Source organism: Pseudobutyrivibrio sp. 49 (assembly GCF_900100545.1).
Taxonomy (GTDB): domain Bacteria; phylum Bacillota; class Clostridia; order Lachnospirales; family Lachnospiraceae; genus Pseudobutyrivibrio.
In genome coordinates this window covers 573672-585522 of the sequence record NZ_FNDP01000001.1, presented here as the reverse complement: position 1 = coordinate 585522, position 11851 = coordinate 573672, and the positions used below count along the sequence as shown (strand labels likewise).

The following is an 11851-nucleotide window of genomic DNA, read 5'->3' as shown; positions in this document are numbered from 1 at the left end:
GTCTCCTTTTCTTAGTCTCGAGATATTTTTAGAATATCTAAAATCTCTCTTTGTTTTTCTTCCATAACAGTCGCTTCAGCCTCTGTCATGTGATCAAACCCAAATAAATGTAACATACTATGGGCTATAAGGAAAGCATACTCTCGGAGTACTGAATGGCCGTATTCTTCAGCCTGAGATAAAATTCTAGGAACTGAAAGAACGATATCTCCAAGAATAACTTCACCTGTTTCAGGATTAAATAAATCGTCATCGTTTTCGATTTCATCAAAAACACCTGGCGCTGGATATTCAATCATTGGGAATGAAAGAACATCTGTTGGAGCATCTATTCCTCGAAACTCCTTATTAATGGCGTGAATACCATCATTATCAGTAATTGTAATACTAATCTCTGCTTCAAATGGAAATTTGAGGTGATCAATTGCTGTATTAATTACATCTTTTGCGACTTTCTCATAGTCAAAATCAAAGTCAAATTCACATTCGCTTTCAATTAAAATTGTCATGCTAAAATATCCTCATTAGCTAAAATATTTCGAATCACTAAGAATTGATTCATTGAAAGAGTTGAATTATCATAAAAACCTTTTTGAGATAATTCGTTAATTGTTTGGTAAATTACCATGTTTTGATTCCAGGCACTGCTCATTGAATCTTTATCAAAAAGCTCGACCTTTGTAACAACTGAATCAACCATATGTACAATGGCAGATTCTTTAGAACTAGGTAAATATATTATGCCACCATATTCCGCAAGTATCTGAATTACATCACTTGGAAAGCAATAATCATTTGCAATTTTTAAGGCGTTATCTATCATTGGCTCGCCTTCTATTTTACCAAGTCGATAGTAAAAACCAGCGCAAGCTGCGAGCTCTGAGTTAGCATTTATAGCCTCAGCGCATTTCCGAGATAAAATGGATACTCTGCTGGCATGCTGATATTCAATAAATGAAAAATTCCTGATATCCTGAACTAAAGTGTAATCCTGGCTTAGGAACATTTCGTAATTACTGTGTTGTGTCTTTTCTACGTAAGTCTTGAACAGTGGTACCAGGCAAATGGTAAGAGCACTTGCTATAAATCCATCTACAAGTCCAAAAAATAAAATTGATAAAGAAAGTTCAAGGTAATTAAAATAATAAAATATTACAGAAATAACTGTAGTTACTGCAAAAATCAGAATTAAAATGTATAGTCTCTCCAGTCCTTCTTTTTCTTTGAAAAGCTGAGCAAAAACTGTGCCAAATGCAACAAGAGTAATATAGCAAAGAACGATAAAAATGCTATAGTCCAAGCAGATGGAAGTAACCACTACCATGTATAGGCTTAGTACATTTGACAGACTGTCATCAAATACTGTTTTGCAAACAATAGGTAACAATATGAATGGAGCAAAAAAATCAGGCGCAAGAATAGCGCATAAAAACGTAATAATCCATGCCAATAAAACTACAAAAGTAATTTTACCGTATGTAATATAGTTAAATTCTGGAAGCGCCCCTTCTAATCTTTTTCTAATGAGAAGTAAAACAAACAAAAAGAAGAAGCATACATTAATTGCCATTATGCAAATAAATTTGTCAAACAGAACGGTATTCATTAAACATAAAACTGTATTTGCAATAATGAAAATTAATGCCATTCCAATGGTATATCCAATCCTAATTGAAGAGAACCTATTGGTGTGTTTCATTATTCTACCCTTTTATTTTGCCCTTTTATTTTTACTTTCTAGTTTTTTCTCGTGTATTTCGTATGCGTTAACTATCTTTTGTACAAGTGGATGTCTTACAACGTCCTTTGAATCTAAAGTACAAATCTTTATATCATCAATATTTTTAAGAACCTTCATGGCGTCATCTAAACCGGATTTTTGACCATTTGGTAAATCCTTTTGAGTCTGATCACCTGTGATAACCGCCTTCGATCCAAAACCAATTCTTGTAAGAAACATCTTCATTTGAGCTGGTGTTGTGTTTTGTGCTTCATCTAGAATAATAAAGGAATTATCTAAAGTTCTGCCTCGCATGTACGCGAGAGGTGCAACCTCAATAAGACCTTTTTCCATATTTCTCTGGAAAGCCTCAGCTCCCATTATTTGATAAAGTGCATCATATAATGGCCTAAGGTAAGGATCAACTTTGCTCTGAAGATCACCTGGAAGGAATCCCAGCTTCTCTCCTGCTTCGATGGCTGGACGAGTAAGAATAATTCTAGAAACCTCCTCGTTTTTAAAGGCTGTGATAGCCTTTGCCATTGCAAGATATGTTTTACCAGTACCTGCAGGTCCTACACCAAAAACAATCATATTATTGCTGATGGCGTCTACATATTTTTTCTGACCAAGTGTTTTAGGGGCTACAGGCTTACCTGTCGTGGTATGGCAGATTATCTCACCTCTTGCCTCTGAAACATCGTGGCTTTCAATCTTTTCTTTTTCAATAGACATAACGTAATTTACATCCTGTGCTGTAATAATATTCCCTTTTTCAGAAAGAGCTAAAAGCTCATCGATAATGATTTTACCGTGCTCCACTCTATCCCTGTCACCTATAAGCTTGATGGCATCGTCTCTAAGAATAAAGGAGATATTCATGCCATTTTCTATAGATTTAATGTTTCTGTCAAACTGACCAAATATGTTGTCTATATGGTCAGAGGGAATACTGATATTTAAAGTAAATTCATCCATATTATTCTACAATATCAATAATCAAATCCATGTGATTGCATTTCTCAGAAGAGATAACAGTTGCATTTCTAATCATCTCTTCTGCGTGAGCAATTTTAGCCTGATCATTTGCGTGAATATAGCAAATAGGCTCACCTTTTTTGATTTCATCTCCAACCTTTTTATTTAATACAATACCAACAGCCATATCGATAACATCATCGAAAGTCTCACGTCCACCACCAAGTGACATTGAGGCAAGACCGATAGCCTCTGCCTTTATAGCATGAACATAACCGTCTGACTCTGCGTTAACAGGAACAATATGTGCAGCTGGCTTGAATTTCTTTGTATCCTTTGCAAATGAAGAATCACCGCCCTGAGCATCGATAAACTCGATGAATTTTTCGAATGCCTTGCCAGAAGCAACAGCCTCCTTCATAAGCTCTTTAGCCTTTGCCTTATCTGTCTCGATACCAGAGAATACAATCATCTGAGAACCAAGCTCATATACGACAGTCATTAAATCCTCTGGACCATTGCCATTTAAAGCTTCGATTGCTTCAATAACCTCTAAATCATTACCTACTGCAAAACCTAAAGGCTCATCCATGTTTGTAAGAACAGCAGCAATTTTTTTATCTGCTTTCTTACCGATATCTACCATTGACTTTGCAAGCTCAAGTGCAGATTCCTTATTTTTCATAAAAGCACCGTCGCCAACAGTAACATCCAGAACGATGGCATCTGTACCAGCAGCAAGCTTTTTAGACATGATAGAACCAGTTATGAGTGAAATCTCATCAACAGTAGCTGTAACGTCTCTTAGGGCATAAAGCTTTTTATCTGCAGGAGCCAAGTTCTTAGACTGGCCTGTAACGGCAATCTTTATGCTGTTAACCTGATTGATAAACTGGTCATCTGAAAGCTCAGCGTTAAAGCCTGGAAAAGCCTCAAGCTTATCGATGGTGCCACCTGTGTGACCAAGACCTCTACCGCTCATTTTTGCAACTGGAACACCAATAGAAGCAATGATTGGACCTAAAACAAGTGTAACTTTGTCACCAACACCGCCTGTAGAATGCTTATCAATCTTTACTCCATCAATTGAAGATAAATCAAGAATATCTCCCGAATCTCTCATGGCCATTGTAAGGTCATAACGCTCTCTTACGTTCATGCCATTAAAATATATAGCCATAAGTAAGGCTGATATCTGGTAATCTGGAATATCACCTTTGGTGTAGCCGTCAATAATATGATAAATCTCCTCTGTGGAGAGCTCCTGACCTAATTTTTTCTTTTCAATCAAATCATACATTCTCATAGAAAATACCTCTAATTACTTATTTGTGATAAGGCTCGTTTTTCATAATACGCATCGCCCTATAAATTTGTTCTGATAAAATTACTCGCATAAGCTGATGAGGAAAAGTCATTTTAGAAAAGGATATTTGATAATCTGCTCTTTTTAGAACATTATCTGAAAGACCAAGAGAACCACCTATAACGAAAACAAGTGAACTTTTGCCCTGTATTCCTAAATCCTCGATGAATTTTGAGAAAGCCACAGAATCCATCTGCTTTCCTAAAATTGCAAGAGCGATTACATAATCTCGCTCATTGATATGCTTAAGAATTCTTTCGCCTTCTTTGTCCTTAACAATGTCTATTTCTGTATCAGATGCATTCTCAGAAGTCTTTTCATCTGGAACCTCTGTTACCGTGACTGAACAGTATTTTGAAAGTCTTTTTACATACTCATCAATAGCGTCTCTATAAAACTTTTCTTTGATTTTTCCTACGCAAAGAATTTTAACATTCATGTATTATATTTTAGAACATTTAGTAGGATTTAACAATAGAATCACATAGATTTAGTGGTTTATATGAACAAATGGATAAAATAAAAAGGCACGCCTGCGGTGACGTGCCTTTTAAAAGGGAGAATAATGTTATGAAAAATGTATCTCTTAATGAGATAGGCTTATATTACTAATAAAATATGTATAAATAAAGTACTAATTGTGAAAAAAATGTGAACAATTTCAAGGATTATAAATATAATCCCCACGATACAAAGGACTGTTGTTTCCCTTACTATCGATAATTACCACAGTAAGAACGCTGGCACCTTTTAGGATAGGAAAAGGTTCTGTGTATAATATACCAACCTGCGCTGGGTCTGTACCATCCCACGTATAATAAGCCTTACATCCATCAGGTACTGTAATAGTAATATATTCCTGCTGAGTATATGTTCCAGCCTGTGGGCTGACCACTGGTGTATCAAGTGAAGGGTAAACGATATTATAGGTTTCACTTACCACTTCAGAATAATCACCAGATGGACTCAGCGATACAGCTTTCACTTCTGTAACTCCCTCTTCTAATTCAATTGCCTTTGAAAACAGTTTTCCAGATGTAGTTGGATTTTTACCATCTAAAGTATAGAAAATCTGATTATCGCTTTTGCTGGAAAGAACAAGGTATACTTCTTCGTCATAATCACCGCCTAATTCACTAAACTCTGGTGGTTGAACCACATAGTCATCAAAAAGCTTTAATATTTCTTCATTTGGAGCTTTGCTTTGAAGAGCATAAATGCTATCTGTATCTCCAATTGCTGTATAGGAATCAAGCAGATATGTATATATTTTTTTATTGGTAACATCAAGTTCCAATGCCTGAGTCAAGTATTCGATAGCTTTATCATATTCCTTGACTTTATAATACATTCTGCCTAATCCATAGATTGCTTCAAAAGAAGCATTATCAAGGTCATAGGCCTCTTGATAGAAACCTAAAGCTTTTGCATACTGCTCTTCACCCTCAGCAGCTACAGCGCTGTTCATAACGTTGTCATAAGAGTGGCTGCCGATTAATGGAATTATTATAACCATTCCTAAAATTACAATTAGAAGAAAAACTAAAAGCTTTATTAGAAAATCTTTGTTACGTATAACTGCTCCATTGTTGGTTGGTTTTTTATCAGTCTGTTGCTTTTGAGCGTTTCCAGTTGTTACAGGCTTATACACCCCAGTAGCAAAACGATTATTTTTAGCTTTATCCTTGTCTTCAACAACTCTGGAAAGAAGCTCTTCTTCTACTACATCGTAATTTGGCACAAGCTGAATAGACTCCCCACATTTTGGGCAGTATAAAAAACCTGATTCTATTTCAGCTCCGCATTTTTTACAATTCATAGTTAGAAAAGTCCTGTAATTACTCCATCGTCTGTAACGTCAATATTATTTGCTGCTGGCTGCTTTGGAAGTCCCGGCATTGTCATTATACTTCCTGTAACAGCCACAACAAAGCCTGCACCGGCAGAAGCATATACTTCTCTTACATTAACAGTAAAGCCTTCTGGTCTACCAAGCTTTGTCTGGTCATCAGAAAGAGAATACTGAGTCTTAGCCATACATACAGGGAAATCGCCCATGCCTAGCTCCTCGATTCTCTTGAGTTCCTTCTCAGCTGCTGGTGAATAAGAAACATCTGCTGCGCCGTAAATTTCTGTAGCAACAGTTTTAATTTTATCCTTTAAGGATAATGAATCTTCATAAAGTGGCTTGAAGTTGCTTTCTTTATTTTCAAGAACATAAAGCACCTTTTTAGCAAGCTCTACGCCGCCTTTTCCACCTTTTTCCCAAACTTCAGAAAGAGCAAATTCGCAGCCTCTCTCCTGACAGAAATTGCGAACAAAATCTGTCTCAGCCTGAGTATCTGTAACAAAAGAATTAAGTGTAACAACAACAGGTACACCGTACTTTTGTAAGTTTTCAATATGCTTCTCAAGGTTTACAATACCCTTCTTTAAAGCATCAAGATTTTCAGTTGTAAGCTCTGCCTTTGGTACTCCACCATTATATTTTAAAGCACGAATAGTAGCTACAAGTACTACGGCATCAGGCTTAAGACCAGCCATTCTACACTTGATATCAAAGAATTTCTCAGCACCAAGATCAGCACCAAATCCAGCTTCTGTAATAGTAATATCAGCTAACTTCATAGAAGCCTTTGTGGCACGAACTGAATTACAACCGTGAGCAATATTAGCAAATGGTCCACCGTGAACAATTGCTGGTGTGTGCTCCAGTGTCTGAATTAAATTTGGCTTAAGTGCATCCTTAAGAAGTGCTGCCATAGCACCGGTTGCCTGTAAATCATCGGCTGTTACTGGCTTACCCTCGAAAGAATATGCAACGATAATTCTTCCAAGTCTCTTCTTTAAATCATGCATATCATCTGCTAAGCAGAGAATAGCCATGATTTCTGAAGCTACTGTAATAACAAAATGGTCTTCACGAACCATTCCGTCCATCTTTGAACCTAAGCCTACAACAATATTTCTAAGAGCTCTGTCATTCATGTCAAGACATCTCTTCCACACAATCTGTCGTGGGTCAATTCCCAGAGAATTTCCCTGCTGAATGTGATTATCAAGCATCGCTGCAAGTAAATTATTAGCAGAGGTAATAGCGTGGAAATCTCCAGTGAAATGAAGGTTAAGATCCTCCATTGGTACTACCTGAGCATATCCACCGCCGGCAGCGCCACCTTTAATTCCGAAGCAAGGTCCTAAGGATGGCTCTCTAAGGGCAAGGCAGGCTTTCTTTCCAAGAACACCCATAGCCTGACCAAGACCAACTGATGTAGTGGTTTTTCCTTCACCAGCTGGTGTAGGATTGATAGCAGTTACAAGAACGAGCTTTCCATCCTTGTTGCCTTCAATTTTGCTTAACAGTTCATCAGAAAATTTTGCTTTATACTTGCCATAAAGCTCAAGGTCATCCTCCTGAATATTTAAGGATGAAGCAACCTCCTTAATGTGAACCATCTTTGCTTCCTGTGCGATTTGAATGTCTGACTTCATTTGCAAACTCCCTTTACTATGCATTTATTAGTTCTTCAAACTCTGATATTGCCATACGAATCTCTCGAGGCTTTGTTCCCATTTCAGGACCAACTACACCGGCTTCTGCCAGCTGATCCATGATACGGGCTGCTCTATTAAAGCCTATCCTGAAATTTCTTTGCAGATAGCCTATAGAACCCTTTTGATTTTCTATAACAAGACGTCCAGCCTCAGCGAATAATGGATCTCTGGAATTATCTGGCTCACCAGAGATGCTTACTGCACCTGAACTTGTCTCAGAGCTTTGAATTTGAGCTTCAATTTCTGAATTATCTTCTGCAGGGTCATTGTTATTCTTTAAGAAATCAACAACGGCACTGACCTCGTCATCACTAACAAAAGCTCCTTGAATTCTAATTGGTTTAGATAAATTCTGTGGAGCATAAAGCATATCACCATTTCCAAGAAGATCCTCAGCACCATTCATATCAAGAATAACTCGAGAATCATTTCCACTTGAAACAGAAAAAGCTATACGTGAAGGGACATTGGCTTTAATTAAGCCTGTAATAACGTTAACTGTAGGCTTTTGAGTCGCGATAATAAGATGAATACCTGCAGCACGTGCAAGCTGTGCCAATCGGACAATGGAGTCCTCAACATCGGCAGCTGCTACCATCATAAGGTCTGCAACCTCATCCAGGATAATAACAAGCTGTGACATACGTACACGCTTCTCTTCTGGAACTTCTTCTGGCAATGCATTGCTCGCAACTTTTTCATTAAAACCTTCTATATTACGAACCCCGGCCATAGCCAAAAGCTCATAACGGTCTGTCATTTCCTTAACAGCCCAATGCAGCGCACCGGCTGCCTTTTTAGCATCTGTGATTACTGGTAGTAACAAATGAGGAATACCGTTATATACAGAAAGTTCTACCATTTTAGGATCAACCATTATCATTTTAACCTCATCAGGGTTAGCGTGATAAAGGATACTCATAATAATTGTGTTAATACAAACAGATTTTCCTGAACCAGTAGCGCCGGCAATGAGAAGATGTGGCATCTTTTCAATATTTCCAACTATAACACTACCAGAAATATCCTTTCCAACACAGAAAGAAATCTTTGATTTTGCTGATTTAAACTCCTTAGAGGATACCAGTTCCTTAAATCCAACCATAGATTTAACTTTATTAGGAACCTCAATTCCGATGGCAGACTTACCTGGAATAGGAGCTTCAATTCTAACATCTGTAACAGCAAGACTAAGCTTAATATCGTCGGCAAGATTTACTACCTTTGATACTCTTGTACCAACTGCTATTTCAAGCTCATATCTCGTAACAGATGGCCCGAGTGTAACCTCAGTAACCTTTGCCTGAACGCCAAAACTACTAAGGGCTGTTTCAAGCTTGTTAGCCATCTCTGTAAGATATTCTTTTGAATCACCACCGTTTTTCTTTGCGTCCTTAAGCAAGGTAAGAGGTGGATATTTATATGGCTTTTTAGGCTTCTTTTTATCTGCATCTATAGACGCTTTTAGGCTTTCTGAAGAGTTTTCAATCTCATCAGCACTAGCTACAGACGCCTTGGCGTGACGAACCGGAGCTGCCTCCTGTTCCTGTCTTATGCTAGCAGCCTCTTGTTCTGCTTCCATAAGAGCTGCCCCCTTAAAGGAAATAGTGCTTTTCTTTGGAATAACAGGTTCTGGCTCACTTATAACAGGCTGAGCAACAGCAATTTCCTCTGCGGATTGCTCAATTTCTTTGAAAGCGTGAGCACTTTTTGAGCGCTTATCTCCTGCTCTTAGACGATGTCTGCTGGTTTTGGTGATTTCCATTTCTTCCTCTCCATCAGCCATATTAAAGCGAATTTCGTTTATACCATCTGCACTTGAAGCTGATTCAGTAAAATCAGGCATAATTGTAGTGTCAGAGGTAACACCGGAAAATCTTCTATCTCTACGATTTCCATCGTTTTGTTTTCTTTGTTGTAGCTCTAATTCTTTATCTTTTTCGATTTTATCTCTAATAGCCTGTCTATCAGAATTAAAGCGTGTCTGATTAGCTTCTCTTTCCATCAACTGACGTTCTCTGCGAATACGACGTTTTTCTGCAGCTCTGTCAGCATGATATCTTGATGATTGCTGAACTCTGTCGAAAGCAAATCTTTCAATGATAATTATTGTACAAACAATCATAGCAATGAGAACTATAAGGTAAGCTCCAAATAGTCCAAAGCTATCGTTAATTCCAAATACAATACCGCCTCCTACAAGTCCTCCGCCAAGGTGCTTTTCTTTCGCAAAAGAAAAAGCATCTAAAGGCAATAAAATATTTTGACCATTAATAATTAATTCTACAAATGCGCTTATAAACATTAGCAGAACAAAACCGGCAATAACTTTGGCAATTGCAACCTTATTACCATAATTTGAAATTATAAAAAATGCAGAAAAAGCTACCATGAATGGAAGGACATACTGAATAATGCCGAAAACACCAAATAGAAAATCAGCAACAGCATTACCAGCAACACCACCCAGTCCAAAATTACTAATGCAAAGTAAAATACAAAGAGCTATAGAAGACCATAAAATAATCTCCTTAGAAGAATCCTCGAAAAAAGGATCTTCAAAATCTAACTCGTCATTTACTCGCTTAGATGACTTTTTTCTGGTGGAAGCTCTTTTAGATGAGCCACCAGTCCTTGACCTGGTATTAGATTTTTTTCTAGAATTATTCTTCCCTTTTGTTGCCAAATTAAAACCTCATCCAATTATTCTTCGATTCATCAAAAAGAGAATAGCTAAACTATTCTCTTTTTGCATTTTTTATTTATCAACCAATCAAATAGTTGTAAATATTTTCATATTTTTCCTTTTGTACAGACCAAGAATAATTTTTACTCATACCGCGCTCAATCATTTTATTCCATTGAGCTTTTTTCTCGAAGAATACAAATTTACTATAGTTGACAGTGTTAAGAAGCTCATCGCCATTGTAATTAGCAAATGAGAATCCATCTCCTGTCTTCATATATTCATTGTATGCCTCAACAGTATCTTTTAAGCCACCTGTTTCACGAACAATAGGTACTGTTCCATATCTAAAGGAAATGAGCTGTGTAAGTCCACAAGGCTCAAATCTCGATGGCATAAGGAATGAATCAGCTGCAGCATATAATCTGTGGGCCATAGCATCATCATAGCTTATATTGGCAGAAATCTTTTCTGGATACTTCCATGCATAATGTCTAAACATATTCTCATACTTAGACTCTCCAGTTCCGATAACTACAAGCTGAGTAAAATCATCTACAATTCCTTCAATACAGTAATTGATAAGGTCTAAACCTTTTTGGTCCGTAAGTCTTGAAATAAGACCAATCATGTATTTCTTTGGGTCAACATCAAGCCCAAGTTCCTGCTGAAGCTTTGTTTTGTTGATTTTTTTATTCTTACGGAATGTAGAAATATCGTAATTCTTATAAATCTTAGAATCAGTGGCTGGATTGTATATACCGTTATCAATACCATTAACAATACCCTGCATATCATAATGACGAGCTCTTAAAAGTCCATCAAGCCCTTCTCCATAATATGGAGTCTGGATTTCGTCACAATAGTTAGATGATACAGTGGTAATGTAATCAGCATAAACAAGACCACCCTTTAGCATGTTTCCGCACTTCTTGTATTCAAGCTTGTCAGGTGTAAATAAATCCACTGGAAGTCCTGAAATACCGGATACTGTCTTTGTATCCCACATGCCCTGAAATTTAAGATTATGAATTGTCATAACAGATTTCATTCCCCAGAAGAATTGATCTCCCTGAAAATCTGTCTTTAAATATACTGGAATAAATCCTGTCTGCCAGTCGTGGCAGTGAATAAGATTTGGCTGAAATCCAATAAGTGGAAGCATTGAAAGAACAGCCTTATCAAAGAAAATAAACTTTTCAAGGTCCCATCTATCCTCTGAATAAGGATAGAAACAATCAAAATAATCATGATTGTCTATAAAGTAAAAAGTAACACCATCTAATTCATACTCAAAAACACCAACGTATTTTGTGCCTACAAGAGGTCCCATATTCATCTGAAAACTTGTTAGATATCGGAAATCTTTTTTATATTTTTCAGGAATAAATGTATAGTATGGCAAAACCACCCTGACATCAAAATAATCCTTACAAAATTCCTTTGGCAATGCACCACAAACGTCAGCCAAACCTCCGGTCTTTACAAATGGTACGCATTCACTTGACGCAAACAAAATTTTGTTCATTAGTTTTTAACCCCGCAA

General features: G+C 37.1%; 9 protein-coding genes. All 9 read right to left on the bottom strand.

Annotated elements, in window-relative coordinates; translation table 11 throughout:
* Positions 1–11: 11 nt before the first annotated feature.
* The 9 genes from ybeY to BLP54_RS02575 all read right to left on the bottom strand — a co-directional run bounded on the left by ybeY (position 12) and on the right by BLP54_RS02575 (position 11833).
* A complete protein-coding gene (gene ybeY, locus BLP54_RS02615) occupies positions 12–509 on the bottom strand; it encodes an rRNA maturation RNase YbeY (protein ID WP_090166452.1) in 498 nt (165 codons plus the stop codon).
* The gene (locus BLP54_RS02610; RefSeq protein ID WP_176754441.1) at positions 506–1648 is read right to left on the bottom strand and encodes a hypothetical protein; all 1143 of its coding nucleotides are present in this window, start codon (positions 1646–1648) and stop codon (positions 506–508) included. The genes ybeY and BLP54_RS02610 overlap by 4 nt, the downstream gene beginning before the upstream one ends.
* Before the next feature lie 63 nt (positions 1649–1711).
* Complete coding sequence (locus BLP54_RS02605) at positions 1712–2698, bottom strand: PhoH family protein (protein WP_090166447.1); 987 nt, start codon at positions 2696–2698, stop codon at positions 1712–1714.
* Position 2699: 1 nt separating this feature from the next.
* Complete coding sequence (locus BLP54_RS02600; RefSeq protein WP_176754440.1) at positions 2700–4004, bottom strand: pyrimidine-nucleoside phosphorylase; 1305 nt, start codon at positions 4002–4004, stop codon at positions 2700–2702.
* A gap of 19 nt (positions 4005–4023) precedes the next feature.
* Positions 4024–4503 (bottom strand): 23S rRNA (pseudouridine(1915)-N(3))-methyltransferase RlmH, encoded by a 480-nt coding sequence (rlmH, locus tag BLP54_RS02595; RefSeq protein ID WP_090166445.1) that lies wholly within the window; start codon positions 4501–4503, stop codon positions 4024–4026.
* 222 nt (positions 4504–4725) lie between these two features.
* Positions 4726–5883 (bottom strand): chitobiase/beta-hexosaminidase C-terminal domain-containing protein, encoded by a 1158-nt coding sequence (locus BLP54_RS02590; protein ID WP_090166443.1) that lies wholly within the window; start codon positions 5881–5883, stop codon positions 4726–4728.
* A gap of 2 nt (positions 5884–5885) precedes the next feature.
* Positions 5886–7556, bottom strand: a complete 1671-nt coding sequence (locus BLP54_RS02585) for a formate--tetrahydrofolate ligase (RefSeq protein ID WP_090166441.1) — start codon at positions 7554–7556, stop codon at positions 5886–5888.
* A gap of 16 nt (positions 7557–7572) precedes the next feature.
* Positions 7573–10305 carry an FtsK/SpoIIIE family DNA translocase gene (locus BLP54_RS02580; RefSeq protein WP_090166439.1) on the bottom strand — a complete coding sequence of 911 codons (2733 nt, stop codon included), beginning with the start codon at positions 10303–10305 and terminating at the stop codon, positions 7573–7575.
* A gap of 79 nt (positions 10306–10384) precedes the next feature.
* A complete protein-coding gene (locus BLP54_RS02575) occupies positions 10385–11833 on the bottom strand; it encodes a glycogen synthase (RefSeq protein WP_090166437.1) in 1449 nt (482 codons plus the stop codon).
* Between the last annotated feature and the right edge of the window lie 18 nt (positions 11834–11851).